Origin of the sequence: Pseudomonas matsuisoli (assembly GCF_014647635.1) — a bacterium.
GTDB lineage: Bacteria > Pseudomonadota > Gammaproteobacteria > Pseudomonadales > Pseudomonadaceae > Pseudomonas_P > Pseudomonas_P matsuisoli.
This window is the reverse complement of the sequence record NZ_BMPO01000011.1, coordinates 19,304-41,875: the sequence shown is the minus strand read 5'-3', so window position 1 is coordinate 41,875 and position 22,572 is coordinate 19,304. Positions and strand designations below refer to the sequence as shown.

Sequence of the window (22,572 nt, the reverse complement as noted above, 5' to 3'; positions counted from 1 at the left end):
CTACATGAACCAGGCGGCTAAAGCCGCCCCTACAGGATCGAGGTTTGCCAACGCTTCCGTGTACGGCTTGACTCCTGTAGGGGCGACCGGGCGGCGGTCTGCTTCAGTCGCGAGCGGTAGTAAAGACGACAACGGCAGCGGGGATCAGCCACCTACCAAACTCCCGCACGCAGGCACAAAAAAAGGGGCCGTCGCGTTTGCGATCGGCCCCTTTGCATGCCGCGTCGATCAATCCACGCGGAACGCCATCACGCTATCTCCAAGGGTCGTGCCCAGGGAGCCGTGGCCACCAGCAGCGATGATCACGTACTGCTTGCCGTCTTTACCGATGTAGGTGGACGGGGTCGCCTGACCACCGGCTGGAAGCTCGGTCTGCCAGAGCGTTTCCCCCGTGTTGATATCGTAGGCGCGGAAGAAGTTATCCGCCGTCGCACCATGGAACACCACGCCGCCTGCGGTCACCAGCGGTCCGCCATGGGCGACCATACCCATCGGGAAGCCGATCGGGAAACGCCCGGGCAAGAAGCTGGTTTTCAGGTTCTTGGTCGTGCCGATCCGCCGTACCCAACGCGTTTCACCTGTGGTGAGATCGACGCCGGCCAGACGGCCCCAGGGCGGTGCAATACAGGGAATGCCCAAGCCTGAGGCGAACTGCTGGATGTAAATCGCATAGTCACCATGGAAGTTTTCGTTCCAATAGGGTTGCCCGTCTTCGGAGAACAAGCGCTGCTCGGCCGTTTCCGGCGTACGCTTGATCAGCGTGTACTTGTACGCGAGCCGAACTGGCGCCGCGATGAGCAACTGGCGTTGCGGATCGACCGCTACGGAACCCCAATTGAATACGCCAATGTTGCCAGGGAAGATCAGTGAGCCGGTTTCGGTCGCTGGCGTCCAAGGATTGCCGTCATAGCGCAAAGAGTTGAAGGTGATGCGGCAGGCCATCTGATCGAAAGGCGTAAGGCCCCACATGGACGCTTCGGTCAGTTTTTCCGGAATGAAGTTGATCTTCGATACCGGTTGCGTCGCGGCGAACGTCTCACCTTCGACTCCGCCCTCGGTCGATACCTGCGTTTGCTCGACGGGCTGGATGGCCTCTCCGGTCAGACGGTTGAGCACGAAGATGTTGCCGGTCTTAGTCGGAACCAGCAGGGCGGGTTGCGTACTGCCGGGCTCGCCGAGATCGATGATCGAAGGCTGCGAGGGGTTGTCGCGGTCCCACAAATCATTGTTCGAGGTCTGGAATTTCCAGCGGAAGGCCCCTGTTTTCAAGTCGAGGGCGACCAATGCGTCGCGGAATTTCTCGGTATTGCTCTGCGGGTCGCGCTGCAACCCGAGCTCATCGGGCGACGCATTGCCGAACGGTACGTAGACCAAACCGTTCTTCAGGTCAGCGCTAAGCGTAGCCCAGGCCACTGGCGTATCTTGCGGATAGGTCGCGTCGGAGGCGATGGGTTGGGTCTCGTCCGGATTAGCCGGGTCGAAATTCCAGACCAGGTCCCCCGTCACGGCGTTGTACGCGCGGATCACACCCGATGGGTTGCCGCTGTCGTAGCCATTGTCCATCACTGAGCCGCCAACGATGATCATATCCCCCGCCACGAGCGGCGCCGAGGTTTGCATCAATGCATGGGGACGCACCTCACCCATGTTCGACGCAAGGTCAATCACACCGTTGTCGCCGAAATCAGTACAGGCTTCGCCGGTATCGGCGTCGAGTTCGATCAACTTGGCGTCGGTCGTCGCATGGACGATGCGTTTCGCGCAGGACGATCCGGCGGCTTCGGCCGATGCGGTTTCGTAGTAGCTGACGCCCCGGCACGTCTGGTGCTGTTGCAGGTAGGAGCGGTCTTTCTCCGGTACGTGCTTCCAGATCACCTCGCCCGTTTCAGGGTTCAGCGCGTGCACTTCATTGTGGGCCGTGCACAGGTAGACGCGATCGTTCACCTTCAGCGGCGTGGCTTCGAAGGTGTACTCGCTGGCGTCCTGCAATGGATCCCGTACATCGCCGGTGTGGTATTCCCAGGCCAGGGTCAGGCGCTTCACGTTCTCGGTGTCGATCTGGTCCAGCGCCGAAAAGCGCTGGCCGCCAGCCGTACCGCCGTAGGCGACCCAATCGTCCGATGGTGCGTCGGGCGTTGCACGGCTCACGGGGTTGGTCAGTTCGCCCTCGGTCGGGTAGGGATCGTAGAACATGATGGCGACGACAACCGCCATCATGATCCCGACCGTACCGCCGAGCAGCGGATGAAAACGACGGCCCGTAGCCCCCGACGCTTGGTACAGGGGGCGTACGATCCAGGGCATGGCGAGCCAGAAGCCCAGCAGGGCAAATAGGTCGCCACGAGGGATCCATTGCCATTTGTCGAAGCCGACTTCGCTGATGATCCAGGCCAGCAGGGCCCACATCAGCAAGGCGTAGAGGGTCAGCGCGACGCGCTTTTTGCGGAACAGCAAAACGGCGACGACGAGCATGACGATTGCAGCAAGCGCGTACGCCGGCGAACCGCCGGCTGCCACGAGCTGCCCTCCCATGTACAAGAGCGCGATAGCGAGCAGCGCCGTCGCGATAGCAGTGATTTTGATGATCATAAAAGTCCTAGATTGATGCTTGTGAACTCGATCTGCGAGACGCGCCCGCGAGTAACGATGGGCGTTGCGGGGGGAAGGCAGTAAGAATAGATATTGTGAGCTGCCTCTGAACGCGTTCCAGGGCCCTGGCTGGGCAATCCTGGACAAGTCGCTGTCGATGGGGAGCGTGGCTTGTGTCACTGGCGGCATGCTCTGCATGCCAGGCCACGGTCACGCCAGATATCGAAGCAGACGAAACAACTATAGCGGGGAGTAGACCTGGCAGGATGCAGAAGGTGCGTCAAGCTGACGCGGATCATCGCTATAAATCACTTCAAGTCATTGTTTCGTAATACAAAATATGGCTTTGTAGCGTTTGGAAACATTCTGTTCTGTTTTGCTTATCGAGCTTCATTTTTCAAGTCAGGGCGTCCGACAACGTTGATGGTTGGGTAGCAAGTTCCAGCGTCGATGTAGCGCCGTAGCGAACGCCTGTCGTGAGCATCCGCGCGAGTCCGCCTGAGTTGATCCAGATCAATTGGGTACTCCACACTGCACGGATAATTTCGCCTGAAAATCTGCGGGTCCTCCGCATGTGTTCACCTTTACCTACCCCGATAAAAGGCGCCGGCATAGAGCGCCTGACTCTGTTTGCCTAGACATAACCTTCATAAGGAACATTGAGATGTTGTTCAGAGGAATGAAGATCGGCCTGCGTGCCGGTGGTGCGTTTGCGGTGCTGGCGTTGCTGGTTGTGGTGATGGGGGTTGTGAGCCTGAGTCAGATGTCGCGCATGAATGCGATGGCCGACAGCATCGAGGAGAACTGGTTTCCCTCCACGATTGCGCTCAATGAGTTGGGGTTGGCGGTTTCTCGGGTCCGGGCGCTGACCCTGCGCTTGTACGCAGTCGAAGACGACAGCGCGCGGCGTGACTCGGTAGCACGTATGCAGGCCGCGCGCGCTGATATGGAGCGCGCCGAAAAGAGCTACCAGACGCTGATCGCGTCCGATGAGGAGCGTGAGGGCTATGAACGCTTCCGTGCGGTCCGAGATCGCTACATGCAGGCGCAGTCCGATGTAATGGCGTTCATCCTGGACGGCCGCCGTGAGGAGGCGCTCGCCATGATCAGCGGTGAGTTGTCGACGGATGCCGACCAGCTCGTGAAGGAACTGCAGGGGCTGATTCAAGTGAATCGCTCGGGTGGGGAGGAGGCGTCGGCGCGCAGTGGTGCGGTTTACGAACAGGCCGAGGCTATCGTGATCGCCGTTGTCATCGTGACCACGCTCCTTACGATTGCATTGGCGGTATTGCTGACACGCAGCATCGTCACCCCGCTGGGCAAGGCCGTGAAGGTCGCCGAAACGATCGCCGCGGGTGATCTCACCCATGAGTTTCGCGACGATGGCAATGATGAGCCAGCGCTGCTGCTTCGTGCGCTGGGCTCAATGCAGAGCCATTTGCGAACGACCATTCAGCGCATCGCGGACTCGTCCAATCAATTGGCTTCGGCATCCGAAGAGCTGCACGCGGTCACCGAGGACGCGACCCGTGGCCTGCATCAGCAAAACAATGAAATCGAGCAGGCGGCAACGGCCGTCAACCAGATGACCGCCGCGGTCGAGGAGGTTGCCCGGAACGCCGTCAGCACATCCGAGGCATCCCGCGAGACCGACGATACGGCGCGCACAGGGCAGGAGCAGGTGCGCCAGACGGTCGAATCGATCCGGCTGTTGGCGCAGGACGTGACCGCTACATCTGCAGAGGTCGATCGATTGGCCGGCAACGTGCGGGACATCAGTCAGGTGGTCAATGTCATTCGGGCCATCGCCGAGCAAACCAATTTGCTCGCGCTGAACGCGGCGATCGAGGCCGCCCGAGCAGGTGAGCAGGGCCGAGGCTTCGCGGTTGTCGCCGACGAGGTCAGGGCGTTGGCGCATCGGACCCAGCAATCGACACTGGAAATCGAGCAGATGATCGACACGATTCAATCGGGCACCGAGCACGCGGTGAAGGCCATGGAAGGCAGTGCCACCCGGACAGGATCGACCTTGACCGTGGCTCAGGCGGCCGGGCAGGCGCTGGAAAAGATCGTTCAGGCGATCGGTTCGATCAACGAGCGCAATCTGGTGATCGCCAGTGCTTCGGAAGAGCAGGCTCAGGTGGCGCGCGAGGTCGATCGAAACCTGGTGAACATTCGCGACCTGTCCATGCAGACTTCGGCAGGCGCCGACCAGTCCAGCGCGGCAAGCCAGGGCCTGTCGCGTCTGGCCATCACCCTGAATGACACGGTGTCGACCTTCAAGTTGTAGGCGCATACAAGGCGGGTAATCGCAACGTTCGCGATGCGATTACCACCGGCCTGATGCGAGCTCAGGTTGCGCGCTTGAAGCCTGGGATCACTGGCCCGAGTACGCTGGCCGATGCCGATCGTTGTGGCGCGGCACTGCTAGAGCGGCCAGCCCTGTACGCCTTCAGCCAATCGGCCAGCGCATCCACTGTCATGGGTTTGGCGATGAAGTAGCCCTGCGCTTCGTGGCAGCCCCAGCCGCGCATGAGCTGGTACGTAAGGTCCGTCTCGACGCCTTCGGCGACGATCCGAAGGTTCAGCTCGCGGGCGATGCTGATGAGTCCGCGTACGACACTCCAGTCGATCTGTCCCGGCGAGAGGTTGCCCATGAATGAGCGGTCGAGCTTGAGGCTATTGGCCGGAATTTCTCGAAGGTAGGACCAGTTGCTGTAGCCGCTACCAAAGTCGTCGATGGCGATACCCACGCCCAGCGCTTTCAGCCGCTCCAGCTGCTTGCGAGCGCTCCCGAAATCCTTCACGACCATGCTTTCCGTGAACTCGACTTCGAGGCAATCGCCCGGCACCTTGAACTCGTCCAGCAGACCTGTGACTTCGGTGCTCAGTGATTCATCCACAAGGTCGGTTGCTGAAATGTTCACCGAAATCTTTAGCGTCATCCCTGAACGTCGCCATTGGGCGGCCTGGCTGACGGCTCTGCGCAGCACCCAAGACGTAAGCTTGCGGACATACGCTGTCTGCTCGGCAAGCGGAATGAACTCGACGGGACTGATATTCCCAAGGGTCGGGTGAGTCCAACGGAGCAGGGCTTCAACGGAGACGCATTGGCCTGTTATCAGGTCAACCTTGGGCTGATAGACCAGATGCAGCTGCTCGGACGCTTGGACGGCTGCAGGTAGGTCGTTCAAGAGTAGCGTGGCGCGCTGTTGTTGCGCGTCGATGGCTGAGTCGTAAAAAGACCAGCCGCCGCCCGCCTCACGGGCTTCGTTGGCCGCGATGACGACGTGGCGTATCCAGTCCTGATCGATTTCCTCCCTTCCCATCGGCAAGACGCCAAGCGCGAGTTGGGGGAGAACAGGAACACCGCTGCATATCAGGGGCACGCTGAAGGCGGCAAGCAGACGTTCGAACAGCTTTTCCGCAACGGAATTGCCGTGATCGACGACAAAGAACGCGTAACGAAAGGGGCTGAGCTTGTAGAGTCGAACGCTTGCGGGCAGCAGTTCCTGCATCAAGGCTTTCGCTTTCAAGCCAAACTCATTGGCGAACGAAAACCCCAATGCCTTGACCAGATCGTCTGCCGTGCTCGTGGCCAATGGCTCGACGGCGACCATCAGTAGGCGATCCCCGCTATTCAAACGTTCCATCGCGTCATACTGCAGCCGCTGGCGATTGAATAAGCCAGTAGACGCATCGATGAATTCTGCCTCGCGCAGGCTTTTCAGACGCTTGAACGCCATGCTCGCAAGGGACTGAATCATCCAGTGATCGTGGTCGGACATTGGCGCGCGCGGCACGGTGTCGATGATGCATAGGCTTCCCAGGATCAAGCCGTCTTCGGCGATCAAGGGAGAGCCCGCGTAATAGCGGATAAAGGGTGATCCCGTCACCAGAATATTGTCTTCGAATCGTGGGTCCTGCTGCGCGTCGCACACCTCGAAAAGCGCGTTCGATTGCAGCGCGTGGGCGCAGAACGATACATCACGGGGTGTTTCGCTGACGTCCACACCCACCTTCGATTTGAACCACTGGCGGTTGCGATCCACGATCGATATCAATGCGATAGGCGCTTTGAAGTAATGCGCCGCCATCGCCACAATTTGGTCGAGTACGGTATCTGCCTCGGTTTCCCCAAGGCAGCTGTAGTGGTCGACCTTGAGCTGCCGCGCGGCTTCGTTTAGCGGAATAGGAGGGCGGGCAGACATGGTTCTGGACTCCGGAAGGCATCGGACCGCGATGGCGGCAATGTTAGAGTGCCATTATGTGCTGTGAGTATTCAATCTGCGCGGTGTGGCATCCGCCGGACGGCGGGCGCCAGTGACTGCACCTATTCAAGAAACGCGGTTGGTGTCCGCGAAGGACGCGCTGCGTCGAAGTGCCGCGTTCAGCGTAGTCACGGCAAGCGGAACAGCGTTTCCCTCGCTCAGGTCCAAACAGTCAGAAGCCACGCACGTTCTGAACGTGGCCTTTGAATGATGAGGAAGGACCGTCATGCAGATTTTTGAAGCGCTTCGTGAAAGCCACGACCGGCAGCGAGAACTGGCCGCCGCGTTGATCGAAACCCACGGGGATTCACCGGAACGCGCACAGTGTTATGAGCAGTTGAAGGCTGAGCTTTTAGCCCATGCGCGCGCGGAGGAGCGTTTTTTCTACTCGCCGCTCATGCAGCACGACACGGGCGTGAGCCTCTCTCGGCATGGCGTTGCGGAGCATCACGAGATGGACGAAATGCTGGAGACGTTGGAGGAAGTCGACCCTTCCAGTTCGTCCTGGATTTCGACTGCGCGCAAGCTCAAGGAAAAAATCTTCCATCATCTGGAGGACGAGGAGCACACGTTTTTCCAGCAGGCCGGGAAGATATTGACCGACGCACAAAAGACCTCGTTGGCCAAGGACTATGTAGAGGACTACAAAGACGCCTTGGCGTGATCGCAGCATCGCGCACAGGAGCGATGCGCTCCTATGCGCGGTTTACACGTACTTGCGTGTGGGCGTCCAAAAGGCAGATTCCTGACGATCGGATTTCACTCATGGTCGGAGCGAACCACGAGAGGAACGCCAGGCGTGCCCGCGTAAAACACGATCAATTCCACTGGCTCATCCCCACTCTCGCCGCAATGTGGCGCCTCTACCATTTCAGGCAGCACGTCCCCCGGACCGATCATCATGCTTTTCCCATCATGTTTGCGGATAACTTTTAAGTGGCCGCTGAGAACATAGCCGGCATTGATTACCGGGTGGCTATGCCATGGCAGCGTGCTGTGCGGCGGGATCTTGTAATAGAGGACGGAAATCTCCGGCTGTGCGTCGGGATACGACTTATAAGGCGTGCCATCCCACGAGTGGGTCGTTTTCAACAGTTGAACGACTTTGAGTTCGGGTTCGGCCGCTACCGCTGTCGAAATATTCAAAGCGCCGTGGAAGAACAGTGGCTCACTCATCAGTAACGTCGCAAACAACGTTTTAATGGACGGGCAGTAGGGCATAAGTCAGCTCCTCGGTCATGGAGTCGAACTGCTGCATTACCGTTAATGGTTAAGTTTTAAAACTTAAATATATGGCGCGCGCAAAAGTTACGCACGGAGATGGCCATAAGTATGAGGTTCGGGCTCGAATGTATATTCGAAAACCGTTTTATGTGCAGGGTAAATATCAAGTCGTTTGAGTGCGCAATGTTTTACCTTCACCTACAGTGGCTGTCACTAAGTACAAGGTAGTGGTAATAGCGGCCAATCGGTTCCATCCCCTCGTTCGTTGCAAGGTCTGGCGGAGACGACCGTAGGGTGGAATCCCAAGGGCTTCCAGCGTTTACCGTGACACGGGGTGATTTGCGCTGCGTGAAGACGAGGGGTGGATTGGGCCATGTCGTGGCTAATCCACCTTACGTACTGACGTGTTAGATATGAGTGAGGCGGCCCCAGAGAGGGCCACCTGCACTCGCGCCATCACTGCGCTGCAGTGAACAGCGTCACTTTGCGAGGATGGCCGACCGAGGTGCCGCTCAGTGCCGGGCCGTTGAGATAGACCGACATGTTGTTGCCGACGCTGTAGACAGAACCAATCTTGTAGACCTGCGAATTGGCCATCTTTACCGATGCGCCGACCTTGAAGGCTGCGACGTTGGCTGCGGTTTTTGGAATGGAGAATCCTGCTACGCGTTTGGCGACGCCCTTGCTCCAGTTGCTGTCGGTGAAGTTGTTGATGGCGGCTTCCAGCGCTTTACTGGACCCCGAACCCGAACCCGAACCCGAACCCGAACCCGAACCCGAGCCTGAGCTGCCGCTGCCACCGTTGCTTGCGTTACCGCCCGAGCCTCCGGTGCTTGCTGCCGTCGCCAGCTTAAGCTTGTTTGGATGGCCCACCTTGGCGGCGTTCAGCGTGCCGGCGTCCACGAAGACTGACATGTTGTTGCCGATGGTTTGGGTGAAGCGGATGGTCGCTACCTTACCGTCAGCCATCACGACACCCTGGCCGGACTTGAATGCCTTGAGGTTGTTCGACGACGCGGGAATAGAGAAGCCGGCGGAGGTGCGATAGACCCCTTTCTCCCAATTCTTGTCGGTGAAGTTGTTGATGGTGGTCGTCGTTTCGCCCGTCGCAGGATTGGACGGCGTCGATGGGGTTGGGGTTGGCGTTGGTGTCGGTGCCGGCGTCGGATTCAGCGAAGGCTTGGACGACGTAGGCGGTGTCGTTGGTTTAGGTTTAGGTTTAGGTGTAGGTGTAGGTGTAGGTGTAGGTGTAGGTGCCGGCGCTGGGGTAGGCGTCGGTGCTGGCGTGGTCGGTTTGCTCGATGTCGATTTTGGCCCGATGGATGAGCAGCTCGTATTGTTGATGTACTTCTTCAGCACGGCCCACTGAGGTCGTTCAACACCTTTCACAGGCTCGATCGCGAGCTTGTAGGTACCCCAGGAGCGGCCTGCCGCCCAGTAGGTGGAAGGAATGCAGTTTTCCTTCAAGTACGCGAGCATGCCTTCCATGATCGGGAACCAGCGGGGGTCGTCAGCCGGCACACCGAACTCGCCAATGAAGCCCTTTTTATTGTGGTCCTTGAGCCATTGCACGAACGGCTTCACGCGCTCTACACCGTAGTCCTTCGAGACAGTCGTTACGTCGAATTTCTTGTACGTACCGCCGTCGGTGCCGTCGAAGTACAGGTGGGCCTGGAAGATGAGGTTGTCCGCCGGATCTTTGAGGTTGAGCAGCGACTTGTTCCACCACTGCCAATTCGTCGCGCCGGCCCATGCGTTGCCTTCGATCATGATCGGCCGTACCCGATCGATTTCCCGGATGGCATCAATACCGTGCTGCGCTGCGATCGGCCACTGGGCATCAGAATCGTGCGGCTCGTTCATGATGTCGTACGCGTAAAGCGAGCGTTCGGCGCTCCAGCGCAGCGCTATCCGGCGGATAAGGTCTCTATAGCTGGCATAACTGACTTTGCCAGTGCCCACGACTTCCGAGCGGTAACGCATGTAGTTGTGCACGTCGAGCACGATCTGTGCGTCGTACTTCTGCGCGAGGTCGAACATCCGGTCGATGTGGCCAGCGTAAGTAGCGTCGAATGGGCCACTCAGAACGGGTTGAAGGCGCTCCCAAAGAATAGGGAAGCGAATCAATCTGACGCCTTTCGACGTCCAGTACTGAAAGTTGGCTTCGGTGGGGAAGAAGTAATTAGTGCCTTCCTTGCCGGGGAGGGAGCCTGAACTAAATTCAGCGCCGGCGAGATTCACGCCAAGCAACTCGACACCCGCCGCGTGAGCTTCACCTTGATTGAAACCCATGATGCCGCATACGAGTGCTGTGGCCATGGCGAGTGAGCTAATACGGCTTTTAATGCGTCCGTTGCATTTTGATTCGCATCCTTGCGCAAAAGTTTTAGTTAAGGACATACCGGCCTCATCTATAAAAAAGGAGTCTATTTCCCGTATCTATCCACTGATATGGGAAGAAAATTTGAAATGCAGTTCTAAGTTAACTGGCCAAGAACTTAGTGTTCATTTAGCTGGCAGAAAGACACGGCATAACGTAAACATTTCTTCTTTTGCGAGTCTTTGTTTGCAATTGATGAGCCAGCTCACATTTTAGGGTGATGAGCGGTACGATTTGATATCAATATAGTGGCCGTTCGACGAACGTCGTATGGATTTGGCAGGGAAAATTTTTCAATGAGGAAAATTACGTTACAAACATCGTCACAAAAATTTTGACGAAAAAGAATTGACGGTAGTCTTTTCAATCAAAAGTGTGCTTAGGCGTGTTCTTTTCGTAACTGACGTAATTTGTCGCTTATGGATGTAATACAAGTGGTGGCAAAAAGATAGCATCTTGCCTGCGAAAGGAAACCGCTCGAAGAACGCTAAGGCGGCGAACCCCCGCTCATTCAAAGACACGCTTGCGTCAGCACCAGTACCGGCGCGCCTGCTGGCATGTGCTATGCCCCTATCAATGGGAGGACACGAATTCCGAAGCGATGGAGGGCGCGGGCAAGGCGTACGTTCTCTTCATCCATGCCACTTCCACAAGTGGCGTGCGCCCAAAAAGGCGTTTGAAGTCACGACTGAACTGCGAAGTGCTTTCATAGCCCACGAGAAAAGCGGCTTGCGCGACGGTTATGTCGTTGCGCAGCAACAGCAACCGCGCCTGATGCAATCGGGTGGACTTCAAATATTGCATCGGCGTTGAATCCGTCACCTTGCGGAAATGCAGGTGGAAGTTGGGGGCGCTCATCTGCGCTTCTTGAGCGAGGCATTCCACGTCGAGGCGCGACGGGTACGCGTCGTGGATCTTGCGGATGGCGCGGTTGATCTTGCCGAAGTGCCCTTGCTGACGAATGGCCGCCCGCATCGTGCTTCCCTGGGCGCCCGTCAATACGCGGAAGTAGACCTCTCGAAGCATCGCAGGCCCGAGCACCTGCGCATCCCGTTCTTCGCTCATCACTTCGAGAAAGCGAAGCGTCGATTGTCGTAACGGTTCATCCATCGCCGACGCATACATGCCCATAGGTATGCCTGCCTGGAAGCCGTCGATCTGATCCACCTGCTGCATGAGTTCGCTGACGAGCGCGAAATTCAAACGTATGTACACGGCCAGCATCGGCTCTTGTTCGCTGGCCTCCGTCTCCATGATAAAAGGCACCGGCACCGATACCACCAGGTAATGCTGGGCGTCGTAGACATAGACGTCGTCGCCGAGATACCCGCGTTTACGGCCTTGGCAAAGGATGACGATACCGGGTTCGTAAAGCACTGGCGTTTGCGTCAACGGACGATTAGATCGCAAGAAGCGCACGTCATCCAGGGCGCTCAGGTTGTATCCCTCCTGCGGCGCAAGCGATTCCAGCAGTTGGACTGAACGTCGAGTACAGCTGTCCTGAACATCGCCGGCCGACCGCATCGTCATGTTTATCCTTCAACCATCGGTAGAAAGGGTGAGGTGTTCCCAGCGGTCGATCTGCTCCGCTGTCCGCTGAAGCCTGTCGCGGACCAGCGCCAGCGCATCGCTGCCCAGCAGCAAATGAGTGGGCGGGTTCGGACTGGCGATGATTTCGAGCATGGCCAGTGCTGCCTTATCCGGATTCCCCAATTGCGCGCCACTTTTTTCTTGGCGGGCTTCGCGTATGGGATTGAAGCTATCGTCGTAGTCGTCGATGCTGCGCGGAGTCCGTCGCATCGACCGGCCTGCCCAGTCGGTTCGAAAAGATCCGGGCGCCACGGCGGTGACGTGGATATTGAATGGCCTCAGTTCTTGACTGAGGGTATCGGAAAGCCCTTCCAGTGCGAACTTGCTCGCGCAGTAATAAGCGATGCCCGGCATGGTGATATAGCCACCCATTGAGGTGATGTTGAGAATGTGCCCGGCTCTGCGCTGACGAAATAGGGGCACGAAGGCTTTGGTAACGGCTACCACGCCAAATACGTTGACGTCGAATTGCTTGCGCATTTCATCGAGGGGCGACTCTTCGAAAACGCCCTCGTGTCCATAGCCTGCGTTATTTACCAATACATCGACGTGCTCATGGGTGCGTACGACGTCCGCAACGATGTCGTCGATGGTATCGAAGTGGGTGACGTCCATGATGACGCCATGCGCTCTATCGGTGGATAGGGCTTCGAAAGAAGCCAGGGCTTCTACGCTTCGGACGGTTCCGATCACCCGATGGCCTTGCGCCAATGCCTGGTGCGCCAGCGCATGGCCAAACCCACTGCTGACACCTGTAATGAATATTGTCTTCGCTGCGGTCACGTCGAACTCCTGCAAAAGGTGAATGCGTCATGCTAGAGCGTGGCCAGCGCCCCAACCTATGCCGGTTTATCTTTGCGTATTGCCTATTCCTATCGATATCTGCGTGCGCACCGTCGCGAATTATGCGTTTCTCATGTGGCCTCCGACTCGGCATAGTGCAACTCGGGAGCCGCGCTTCGACGGCTCCAGAATCGATCCACGCTAGCGGCACGAGAGCCTTAAATGCACGGCATCAATGAAGAGTTACACCGGTTCGATCGCTATACCGTATGGGCGGGTTTCCGAACGCTGGTGCCCATTTCCATGTTCGTGGTGATCTTTGGCGCTGCGTTCGGGTTGGCCGCGACGCAGGCTGGGCTGGACGATTCGATCATCCTCGCCATGAGCGGGCTGGTGTTCGCGGGAGCTGCACAGTTTGCTGCGTTGGAGTTGTGGGGCAGCCACGTCCCGCTGGCGACGTTAGTCGTCACGGTATTCGCGATCAACGCCCGACATTTGCTCATGGGCGCCACGCTTTATCAATGGCTGCAGCATTTGCCCCGGGCGAAGCGATATGGCGTGATGCTGGTCGCGTCCGATGCCAATTGGGCGCTTTCGATGCAGGCATTCGGTAATCGGCAGCCCGGCATGGGCTTGTTGCTGGGCGGAGGCATTGCGCTGTGGGCCGCTTGGGTCGCCGGCACCTGGATCGGCATCTTGTTTGGCGGCGCGATCCAGGATCCGCGGATGCTCGGTCTGGACATGGTCATGGGCTGCTTTCTTCTCGCCATGGTGGTCGGCGGGGAAAAGAACCTGCGCGTGCTGATGATCTGGACGGTCGCCGCTGGCGCATCGCTACTGGCCTACCGGTACCTGCCGGAGAACAGCCATGTCGTCGCGGGTGCCGTGGCGGGCGGGATTGCGGGAACGGTTTGTCCGGAGAAAACACGTGAACATTGAAACGGCAGGCTTTGGCGCGCTGGTGATCGTCGCGATCATGGCCCTTGTGACGTTAGCGACCCGCTGGGGCGGCGTCTATGTCATGGCATTCGTGCCCATCGGATACCGCGTAAAGCAATTCATTGGCGCCATGTCGGGTTCGGTGTTGGTGGCACTGCTGGCCCCCATGGCGTTGGAGGGCGACACGGCTGCGCGTTTGGCGCTATTGACGACCGCAGTCACGATGCTGGTGTTGAAGAAGCCGCTTCCCGCCATTGCGGCAGGTGTACTGGCGGCCGCAGCGTTTCGGCAATTTGGCTTGTAACGGGCTGATGGGCAGTGGCGGTTATGAACAGCGCTTAACGCCAGGCGTGCCCAGAGCCAATTCGCGTGGGCGGGTGTACAGGTGAATGTGGGTCGTGCGACGAAAACCCAATCGCCGATAAAGCGCGCAACCCGTACGGGTCGAGTGCAATACGACCTCTTTTATCCCCGTGGAGTGAGAGGCTTCCTTTAGCGCATGGCGCACCGTCGCCGTGGCGAACCCTTTTCCCCAAACCTGGGGAAGCGTTGCGACAAGGGTCAGATACAAGGTGTTCTTGTTGACCAGTACCGCTGCCGTCGAGACGGCAGCATCACCGTGGTAGCCAATGAACACGAACGCCCCATCCGTCCATAAGCGAGAACCTGCAAAAGCGCTCCGGCCGACAGCGTCAGTCATCGAGTAAGCCTGAGCATGGATATGCCCGTACAGTGCAAGATCGCACTCATCGGCGACGCGTCTGCAATGGATTTCCATCAGTCGGGGCGTGGAGAGGGTTTGAGGAACGCTACCGATCATACCTGTCAGCACGGAGTGTCGGACCATGCCTGTGGAAACACTCAGATCGTCCAGTTCACTGGCGCCTATACCGCTAAACATGTCCCCACACACATAAACCGACCCCGATCCCGTTTTCGTCGACATGTAGGCGTTAGCGATCGCCAATGAATCACGAAGCGTGGCCGCATCTTTGACTTCAGGCCTTACAAAAATCGAGTTCCACAATGGAAATTCGCTGTCGGCCCAGTAGATATAAAGGTCGGCATGTTCGGTTATTTCCGCGCCAGGCCGGTCATGCACCACCGTTTTCCACGCACTCATGCAGTGGTCGTAAGACGCAATGGCGTCATCCCTCGAATGTCCCATTCCGCACGTTCGCCTTTTATCCGGATCGCGTTCTTCGTTCGAGCGTGGCCAATTAGCCGTCCTTGCCGGACCGGCCTCTTCGATGCTGTCGGCGCCGAAAATGGACTAGGTGTCTGCGGCATTGCTGGCTCGCCACGGCGCTTCGATTGAGTGGTGTAAGTGGTCGCTGGGTTCCCAGCTCTTCGCTCGCCTGTTGCCTTGCGTCAGGTGGCACTGCTAGCGGTATTTGGCAGGGACATTTTTGGCCTCGTGGCTCAGCCGCGGTACCCTTTGCTCGCGATCTGTTCGAACATCGAGGCCATATGGCAGTCCCTTGATGAGGTAAGCGAAACGCTTACTGGCTTCGACGCGGCAACACGGCAAATAACAAAACAATAAACAGGCTGATCGGGAGAGCCACATGTTGGCGGCACGGGAAGAAGAGTCGTTGGCGGGTCAGGGGGCGAAGCGCAGTCCATTTGTTACGGCAGTAGCGTTCATGCTGGCCGCGGCGATCTTGATCCCGCTACTGAACGCCGAGGTGAAATACCTGGGCGTGTTCTATCCCGTTCTTCAACTGCTCTGGTGCCGCTACTTCGGCCATGTCGCCTTCATGCTGGTGGTGTTCGCCCCGCGCAAGGGGCCGGCGCTTTTTCGCTCTCAGCGCCCCTGGCTGCAAATCGTGCGTTCGCTGCTGTTCTGCCTGACCTCGTTCCTGATGTTTTGCGCACTCCAATACGTGCCCGTCGCGACTGCGGCCGCGGTCAGTTTCACAGCGCCCATGGTGGTCCTGGTGCTGGCGCCCTTCATGCTGGGCGAGCGCGTAGGGCCGTTGAAAACGGTCGCGGTGGTCTGTGGGTTCGCCGGCGCGCTGTTCGTTATTCAGCCAGGCGGCGATGCCTTCCACCCCGCTGTACTGCTGGTGCTCCTTAGCGCATGCACCTCGGCGGTCACGCAAATTCTGTCGCGCAAACTTGCCGCATACGACACACCCGAAACATCCAACACCTATATGGCTGCCGCTGGGTTCGTACTGACGAGCCTGATGTTGCCCTTTGTGTGGCAGGCGCCGGATGGCTGGGTTCATCTTGGATTGCTGATCAGCATGGGCATCCTCGGTGGATGCGGCCATTACTGCCTGGTACGTGCGTTCGAGGTGGCCCCAGCGCCGTTCGTGGCACCGTTCACCTACCTGCAGATCGTCGGCGCCAGCTTGTTGGGGTACTTGTTCTTCGCCGAGCTACCCAATCTCTGGAGCTGCATCGGGACGCTGATCATCGTACTGAGCGGTTTGGTAGTGCTGCTTGGTGAGCAGTACCTCGAAAAGCGGCGCTTGCGAGCATCGGTCCTGCCACCCGATTAAGAACGTGTTAAACCCTGCTTGAACACGGCTAATCCCTACGGTCATCCGTGGGGCGTGAATCCGGCGCAGTTGCCAGCGATAGCCGCTGCTTCAGTTAAGAAAGCGCTTCAAGGTGTCGAGGAACGTGTCCGCTGGCCAGGGTTTTGGAAGAAATTCGGCATTGTCCGGAAGATTAACCGGATTCAGCGAGGTGTAGCCCGAGGTCAGAATGACGGGCAGCTCGGGCCACGTTTTGAAGATCAGTTTGGCAAGGTCGTACCCATCCAGCAGCCCGGGCATTCGCACATCGGTCACGACTAGACTTGTCTCCGTTGCATGCTTTTCTAGATAGAGAAGGGCAGCATCGGCGGTTTCGAACGCCACGGGCTGGGCGCCTGCAACTGCGATCAATTCAGACATCAAATCGGCCAGCGCAGGTTCGTCGTCAATCACTATCACTTGGGTTGGGAGCATCGGGACATCCGTTTCAAAACGTCGTTAAGTCGGTCTAGCGTTAGTGTTTCCGATCGTCTTGAAAGGCAAAAGGTTTCAGTGACTTAGAGATTGTCAGTCAACTCGAACGCAGCGTCGGGCCGACGCAGCGAACTAAGGTGCCGAAGTTCGCCGTCATGATCCCTTGTCAGGGACCGGCATTTCTCTATGTGGGCGCTCTAGTCGGTAACGTCTCGTCCCTCTGGCTGCAAAAGTTGCCGCAGACCTGCAACAGCCACTTCGGCCACGCGAAGCAACCGCGCTTCATTCATACCTTCGCGCGCACTGGCGGACAGACCGGACAGGGTGCTGGCCACATAGTCGGTAGCGGCCGCCGCGCATTCGGGGTGCGTTTGCGCGATGAATTCGCGAATCTGAACACGACGGCTGTCGGCGATTTTGCGCGCGTAGAGGACACTCTCGTCGTCTTGTAGCCCTCGAACGGCTTCGAGAACGAGGCAACCCCGCTGATGTGGGTCGCGTGCATAGGTGCTGGCCGCGCTTTCAAGCAACGCTGCCATCGCATCTACCGGCGCCCGACCAGGTAATAGGATGTCGTCCAACGTCAGCACGGACCTGGCGTAGCGATCGAGCACCAGCGAGAAGAATTCAGCCTTGCTCCCAAATGCCTTGTAGAAGCTAGGTGGTTTCACTCCCAGCGCATCGGTCAATGCGGCCAGCCCCACGGATTCATAGCCACTGGTATGGAACAGGCGCTGCCCCGTATCCAGAGCGGTTTCCGTATCGAAAGCCCGTGGGCGACCGCGCGGTTTACGCTCGACTTGTTTAAGTTCTTTAGTGGTCACTATAAAAATCCTTGCGAATCCGGTTTGCGTAATTTTATAGTGGTTGCTAACCAATAAGCGAATAGAGGTAAGCCAAGTGGACATGCGAAATAAAACCGTGCTGGTCATTGGTGGCAGTCGTGGTATCGGTGCTGCAATCGTGAGGCGTTTTGCCGGCGAGGGGGCACAGGTAACGTTTACTTACGCGGGTTCCAAGGAGGACGCGCAACGGTTGGCTGCGGAGACGGGGGGGACTGCGGTTCATTCCGATGCCTCCGACCGAGATGCGATCATCGCGACCGTACGCGAGGCGGGCTCGTTGGATGTGCTGGTATTCAATGCCGGCGTGCTGGTGGCGGGTGATCCGCTGACGCTTGATCCGGACGCCATTGATCATTTGATCGACGTTAACGTTCGCGCGCCTTATCACGCGTCTGTAGAGGCGGCGAGAGAAATGCCGGAGGGTGGACGGATCATCGTGATCGGTTCGGTCAATGGCGACCGTATGCCTTTTTCTGGCTTAGCCGCGTACGCGCTGAGCAAGTCAGCGTTACAGGGCATGGCGCGCGGTTTGGCGCGGGATTTCGGACCACGAGGAATCACCGTCAACGTCGTGCAGCCGGGCCCGACCGATACCGATATGAACCCAGCAGATGGCGAACTCGCCGAACAGATGCACAGTGTCATGGCGATCAAGCGCCATGGGACGGCGCAGGATGTCGCCAGCCTAACGCACTACCTCGCCGGCCGTTATGCCAGTGGCATAACGGGCGCCATGCACACCATCGATGGTGGGTTCGGAGCTTAAGTTTTGATTGAAAGGCGCGAGCGGGCGGCTGCCTGGCGCACCGATCTACCCGCTGCGTCTCAGCGTTTGTTCCGTGAGCGAAAGGCGGCGACCTTCATGCGGTTGCCGCAGGTGGCCATGCTGCACCAGCGGCGTCGGTGGGATTTGGTCAAGTCATGAAAAAGAAGTACGCAGTCGTGGGCTTCGCATTGGCGGACGAACTCGAATTTCTCGTTCGTGAGTAGGTTCACCAGCGACTGGGCGACCGGCCACAACAGGCTAGGCGGGCTGTCGTCGCGCCGTTGCGTTACGGCCTGAAACGCCTGTTCTTCATCGCTCCAGCCCAGCGCTGTGACGGGTTGGCCAGCGTCCAGTGCTGTATTGATGACCGTGAAGTCGGCCGGTGTGCCGATCATTGCAGCGTTCACCAGATTTCGCGCGCACTCGCGGAATTCGTGTGCTAGGTCGAGCAATCCTGCCGGTGCAGGCGCAGCGTAATCATCGGGCAGAACCGTCGCCGCCTTTAGCCAATTCATTACGCTTTCATTGTCGCTGAAGCAGTCGTGGTGCTGCTCACCCATCCCGTACTCGCTGTTGATGAAGTCGAGCGCCAGATTGTCAGCCAGGAAAACCGCACCTGGAGGGGTAACGCGTGTGATGTTCATAGCAGTGAGTAACCGATAAAAGGTGTTTGACAGGTTACTTGAATGCTTCGTAACCTTCAAATTCATATTTTGATGGTTACAGGAGGCTGCCATGACATCCTTGAGCAAATCTGCCGATGGTTACCACGAACGCCGTGACGGAGTTCGTTACCAGTACGAGCAAGTCGGCGATGTGAAGGTTTTCTACCGTGAGGCCGGTCGCGCCGGAGCACCGACGGTGCTGCTCCTGCACGGCTTCGCTGCGTCATCGTTCATGTTCCGCGATCTCATTCCGGCGCTCGCCGACCGCTACCACGTGATCGCGCCTGACCTTCCGGCGTTCGGGTTTACCGAAGCGCCCGCGAGAGACAAGTACGCGTACACCTTCGCAGCGCTGGCGGAGACCATCGAGCAGTTCACCGAGCAGCTCAACCTCGATCACTATGCGCTGGTCGTCCACGACTACGGTGCGCCCGTGGCCTGGCGTCTGGCGCTTGCGCACCCCGAGCGGGTGACCGCGATCATTTCCCAGAACGGAAACGCTTATGAGGAAGGGCTGGGCGACGGTTGGGCGCCGATACGAACTTACTGGCATGAGCCGACCCAGCAGAATCGCGATGCATTGCAGGACTTCCCGACGCCCGCCTCAATCAAGTGGCAATACCTGGAGGGCGTGGCGGATGAGCGTTCGGTATCCCCCGACGGTTACACGTTGGAAGGACTGCAGGTTTCACGGCCAGGCAATGCCGATATTCAGCTCGACCTGGTCCTGGACTACGCCAACAACGTGGCCCTCTATCCCGACTTTCAGGCGTTCTTTCGCGAGTACCAGCCGCCGCTGTTGGCGGTGTGGGGCAAGAACGACCCGTTCTTTTTGCCGGCAGGGGCCGAAGCGTGGAAGCGGGATATTCCCAATGCGGACATTCGTTTCTACGACACCGGCCATTTCGCATTGGAAACGCACGCAGCGGAAATCCTGCCCGTCATCCGCGAGTTTTTGGACGTGAACGTTCAGTGATTGATTCGTAACGCCGGCGCCTATGCCTTGCACGTGCTACTGCATGTGTAAGGCATAGGGTGAGGGTGGATCAGGCTCGACACGGTCCCCGATTCGCAACGGCCCGGCTCGAGCGCCCGATCACCAGTTGTAGGTCAAAGTCGCCAGCAGGGTTCTTTCTTCGCCCCAATAGCAGCGGCCTGCATTGTTGCAGCCGGCGACGTATTCCTTATCCAGCAGGTTGCGCGCATTGAGTTCTGCTGACCATTGCTCGTCGATGGAATAGCCCACTGCGGCATCGACAAGGGTGACATCACCCGTGTCGAGCGTTCCGTAGAGCGCAGGGCTGGTGTACGCGAACGTGCTGTCGAAATGGCGCACACCACCCCCGATACGCAAGCCTTTCAGTCCCCCGTCGAGGAAACGGTAATTCGCCCAGACGGACGCCTGGTTGCGCGGTACGCCGGTGATCTGATGATCTTCCAGCAACGAACCCGGTGCATCTTTGGTGATGCGTGAATCCGTGTAGGTGTACGCCGCTGTCACGTTCACGTTGTCAGTGAGGTCGCTGCTGACTTCCAGCTCCACGCCTTTGGCGCGGCTGCGTCCAACGTTGCGGTAGTCGCCGACGACACTGTCATATAGAGAGTCGTCTTTCTTGCGGAGGTCGTAGACCGAGGCGCTGATGGCGGTATTCCAGCCCTTGGGTTCGTACTTCACGCCGGCTTCGTATTGTTCGCTGGTCGTTGGATCGAGCGGTCCATTGGAACTGGAGACCTGCTGGGTCGGGTTGTAGGCCGTCGAGTAGCTCACATACGGCGATACCCCATTTTCGAACTGATACATCAGCCCGGCCTGCCAGGTGAATTGGCCGTCCCAGTAATCGAGATCGGCGGAGGCGTTGAGTGTGCCTGCCTTGTTGCGGTAGGTGCTGTTGACTCGATCGTAACGACCGCCTAGCAAAAGCACCCAGTTATCAACGCGGCTCTGGAGCTGGGTATAGACGCCGTAGAGTGTTTGCTCGAGCAAGGCGTTTTGGACGGTCGTTGAGGTTACGGGGGGCCCGGTATAGACCGGATCGAACACATTGATGGTGCCGCCAAAACCCGCATCCCAGTCTTGATTGAACGAGGTGCGATCAAGGCTGGCGCCAAAAAGCAGCGTGTTCTCCACCTCGCGCAGCGTGAAATTGCCTTCGACCTGATTGTCCAGTGCGTAGGCGATGGATTTGTTCTCGCGGTCGTAGGCCGTGTTGTTCAGGATGGTGCCGAAGCCGCCGTTGTCGAGGTTGCCCGGCCAGATTTCCTGGCGGTCGATACGAGACTGCATGTAGCGGGAGTTCTGGCGATATTGCCAGGCTTCGTTGAAGCGATGCGTGAACTCATAGCCGAGCGTCCAGGTTTCTCGCTCGAAGTCGTCCCAGTCCGGATTGCCGAGCAGCGTGCTCTTGTCGATCTTGCCATTGGGGTTGTTCAGCAGCGTGCCCGCCGCGGGATACCCCAATTCCATGAGTGTGCGATCCCGCTGATACGTCCCCAGCAGGGTGAGTGTATTGGCATCATCGATGTTGAGCGTCAATGACGGGGCGAGGTACAGGCGGTCGTCCGGTTGGTGATCCACCTGCGTATCGGATTTGCGGCCGAGCACGACCATGCGTCCCAACACGCTGCCGCTTTCGTTCAATGGGCCAGACACGTCCACGCCCAGCTGGCGACGTTCGTGGGTGCCGTAGCTCAGCTGAAGTTGGCCGCGGGCATCTGCGGTCGGACGCTTGCTGACGAGGTTCACCACACCGCCGGGTGCGTTCTCGCCATACAGGATGGACGTGGGGCCTCGGAAAACTTCCACGCGTTCGAGTCCGTATGGCTCACTGGTGGTGTCGTAACGGTTGCCCTGGACTCGAAGACCGTCGCGCAATAAGCCATAGCCGTAGTCGGTCGCGTTGAAGCCGCGAATGAAGAACAGGTCGCCGGCCGCGCCGTCACCGGCGGCAAATGGCGGCGCGAAGATGCCGGGTACGTAGCCCAGAACCTCGGTTAGCGTCTGCGATTTCTGGTCGTCCATGCGGCGCCGCGTGACGACCGACACTGAACGCGGCGTCTCGGCCAACGCGGTACTGGTTTTGCTGGCGGTCGCTGAATTGACCGCGCGGTAGCCGCTGTCCGACTGCCCGTTGGCGCTCTGCATTCCGGCGCCCAGCACCGACGTCGGTTGAAGCTGTACCGCGTCACCGGTCGAAACAGGCTGCAGTACGTAACCTGTGCCGCCTTGTGGAACGGCTTGCAGTCCGGTTCCGCGCAACAATTGGTGCAACCCTTGTTGAATGGTGTGGCGACCTTGCAGGCCTGGGCTCTGCCGGTCTTGCGCCAGGGCGTTGCTACCCACCAGGTAGATGCCTGCCTGACTACTGAACTGATTGAGCACGCGGCTCAGTGGCCCCGCTGAAATATCGAATGCCTGCTCGCTGCTTGCTTCCACCGCGTGGGCGGCCAGGGGCAAGATGGCCAGCGGGGCCAGCACGAAGAGCGATAACGGCGCGGAAAGGGCGGCGCGAATAGCAAAAGAGCGAGACGACTGCATGGGTATCCCTGTAAGGCAGTGA

General features: G+C 58.5%; 18 protein-coding genes. 7 read left to right on the top strand and 11 right to left on the bottom strand.

Annotation, left to right across the window (positions count from 1 at the left end; translation table 11 throughout):
* Nucleotides 1–228: 228 nt before the first annotated feature.
* A complete protein-coding gene (locus IEY47_RS19145) occupies nt 229–2,589 on the bottom strand; it encodes a membrane-bound PQQ-dependent dehydrogenase, glucose/quinate/shikimate family (protein ID WP_188985704.1) in 2,361 nt (786 codons plus the stop codon).
* Nucleotides 2,590–3,253: 664 nt separating this feature from the next.
* On the opposite strand from IEY47_RS19145, the gene IEY47_RS19140 reads away from it, so the two are divergent.
* Nucleotides 3,254–4,879 carry a methyl-accepting chemotaxis protein gene (locus tag IEY47_RS19140; protein ID WP_188985702.1) on the top strand — a complete coding sequence of 542 codons (1,626 nt, stop codon included), beginning with the start codon at nt 3,254–3,256 and terminating at the stop codon, nt 4,877–4,879.
* 61 nt (nt 4,880–4,940) lie between these two features.
* Here the strand turns inward: IEY47_RS19140 and IEY47_RS19135 are convergent, their stop codons facing one another.
* Nucleotides 4,941–6,800, bottom strand: coding sequence for a sensor domain-containing phosphodiesterase (locus IEY47_RS19135; protein WP_188985700.1), 1,860 nt, complete (start codon nt 6,798–6,800; stop codon nt 4,941–4,943).
* A gap of 286 nt (nt 6,801–7,086) precedes the next feature.
* On the opposite strand from IEY47_RS19135, the gene IEY47_RS19130 reads away from it, so the two are divergent.
* A complete protein-coding gene (locus tag IEY47_RS19130) occupies nt 7,087–7,524 on the top strand; it encodes a hemerythrin domain-containing protein (RefSeq protein ID WP_188985698.1) in 438 nt (145 codons plus the stop codon).
* Between the two features lie 95 nt (nt 7,525–7,619).
* Here IEY47_RS19130 and IEY47_RS19125 read toward each other — a convergent pair whose 3' ends face one another.
* The 4 genes from IEY47_RS19125 to IEY47_RS19110 all read right to left on the bottom strand — a co-directional run bounded on the left by IEY47_RS19125 (nt 7,620) and on the right by IEY47_RS19110 (nt 12,837).
* On the bottom strand, nt 7,620–8,081 hold the full coding sequence (locus tag IEY47_RS19125) for a cupin domain-containing protein (protein ID WP_188985696.1): 462 nt from the start codon (nt 8,079–8,081) through the stop codon (nt 7,620–7,622).
* A gap of 459 nt (nt 8,082–8,540) precedes the next feature.
* The gene (locus IEY47_RS19120) at nt 8,541–10,403 is read right to left on the bottom strand and encodes a glycoside hydrolase family 5 protein (RefSeq protein WP_188985694.1); all 1,863 of its coding nucleotides are present in this window, start codon (nt 10,401–10,403) and stop codon (nt 8,541–8,543) included.
* Nucleotides 10,404–11,037: 634 nt separating this feature from the next.
* Nucleotides 11,038–11,994, bottom strand: coding sequence for an AraC family transcriptional regulator (locus IEY47_RS19115; RefSeq protein ID WP_229779532.1), 957 nt, complete (start codon nt 11,992–11,994; stop codon nt 11,038–11,040).
* 9 nt (nt 11,995–12,003) lie between these two features.
* Nucleotides 12,004–12,837 (bottom strand): oxidoreductase, encoded by an 834-nt coding sequence (locus tag IEY47_RS19110; RefSeq protein WP_188985692.1) that lies wholly within the window; start codon nt 12,835–12,837, stop codon nt 12,004–12,006.
* Between the two features lie 222 nt (nt 12,838–13,059).
* Here IEY47_RS19110 and IEY47_RS19105 point away from each other — a divergent pair, with 222 nt between their 5' ends.
* Nucleotides 13,060–13,776: an AzlC family ABC transporter permease gene (locus IEY47_RS19105; RefSeq protein WP_188985690.1), complete on the top strand. Its 717-nt coding sequence runs from the start codon at nt 13,060–13,062 to the stop codon at nt 13,774–13,776.
* Nucleotides 13,766–14,080, top strand: a complete 315-nt coding sequence (locus IEY47_RS19100) for an AzlD family protein (protein WP_188985688.1) — start codon at nt 13,766–13,768, stop codon at nt 14,078–14,080. Before IEY47_RS19105 ends, IEY47_RS19100 begins: the two co-directional genes overlap by 11 nt.
* A 21-nt stretch (nt 14,081–14,101) precedes the next feature.
* Here IEY47_RS19100 and IEY47_RS19095 read toward each other — a convergent pair whose 3' ends face one another.
* Nucleotides 14,102–14,899: a GNAT family N-acetyltransferase gene (locus IEY47_RS19095; RefSeq protein WP_188985686.1), complete on the bottom strand. Its 798-nt coding sequence runs from the start codon at nt 14,897–14,899 to the stop codon at nt 14,102–14,104.
* A gap of 445 nt (nt 14,900–15,344) precedes the next feature.
* Here IEY47_RS19095 and IEY47_RS19090 point away from each other — a divergent pair, with 445 nt between their 5' ends.
* Nucleotides 15,345–16,286, top strand: coding sequence for a DMT family transporter (locus IEY47_RS19090; protein ID WP_188985684.1), 942 nt, complete (start codon nt 15,345–15,347; stop codon nt 16,284–16,286).
* A gap of 90 nt (nt 16,287–16,376) precedes the next feature.
* Here IEY47_RS19090 and IEY47_RS19085 read toward each other — a convergent pair whose 3' ends face one another.
* A complete protein-coding gene (locus tag IEY47_RS19085) occupies nt 16,377–16,739 on the bottom strand; it encodes a response regulator (protein ID WP_188985682.1) in 363 nt (120 codons plus the stop codon).
* Nucleotides 16,740–16,936: 197 nt separating this feature from the next.
* Nucleotides 16,937–17,563 (bottom strand): TetR/AcrR family transcriptional regulator, encoded by a 627-nt coding sequence (locus IEY47_RS19080; protein ID WP_188985681.1) that lies wholly within the window; start codon nt 17,561–17,563, stop codon nt 16,937–16,939.
* A gap of 82 nt (nt 17,564–17,645) precedes the next feature.
* On the opposite strand from IEY47_RS19080, the gene bdcA reads away from it, so the two are divergent.
* Nucleotides 17,646–18,350 carry an SDR family oxidoreductase gene (gene bdcA / locus IEY47_RS19075; RefSeq protein WP_188985679.1) on the top strand — a complete coding sequence of 235 codons (705 nt, stop codon included), beginning with the start codon at nt 17,646–17,648 and terminating at the stop codon, nt 18,348–18,350.
* A 59-nt stretch (nt 18,351–18,409) separates the two neighbouring features.
* Here the strand turns inward: bdcA and IEY47_RS19070 are convergent, their stop codons facing one another.
* The gene (locus tag IEY47_RS19070) at nt 18,410–18,994 is read right to left on the bottom strand and encodes a CGNR zinc finger domain-containing protein (protein ID WP_229779529.1); all 585 of its coding nucleotides are present in this window, start codon (nt 18,992–18,994) and stop codon (nt 18,410–18,412) included.
* A gap of 91 nt (nt 18,995–19,085) precedes the next feature.
* Here IEY47_RS19070 and IEY47_RS19065 point away from each other — a divergent pair, with 91 nt between their 5' ends.
* Nucleotides 19,086–19,991: an alpha/beta fold hydrolase gene (locus IEY47_RS19065; protein ID WP_188985675.1), complete on the top strand. Its 906-nt coding sequence runs from the start codon at nt 19,086–19,088 to the stop codon at nt 19,989–19,991.
* A 120-nt stretch (nt 19,992–20,111) separates the two neighbouring features.
* Here the strand turns inward: IEY47_RS19065 and IEY47_RS19060 are convergent, their stop codons facing one another.
* Nucleotides 20,112–22,550 (bottom strand): TonB-dependent siderophore receptor, encoded by a 2,439-nt coding sequence (locus IEY47_RS19060; protein ID WP_188985673.1) that lies wholly within the window; start codon nt 22,548–22,550, stop codon nt 20,112–20,114.
* Nucleotides 22,551–22,572: the final 22 nt, after the last annotated feature.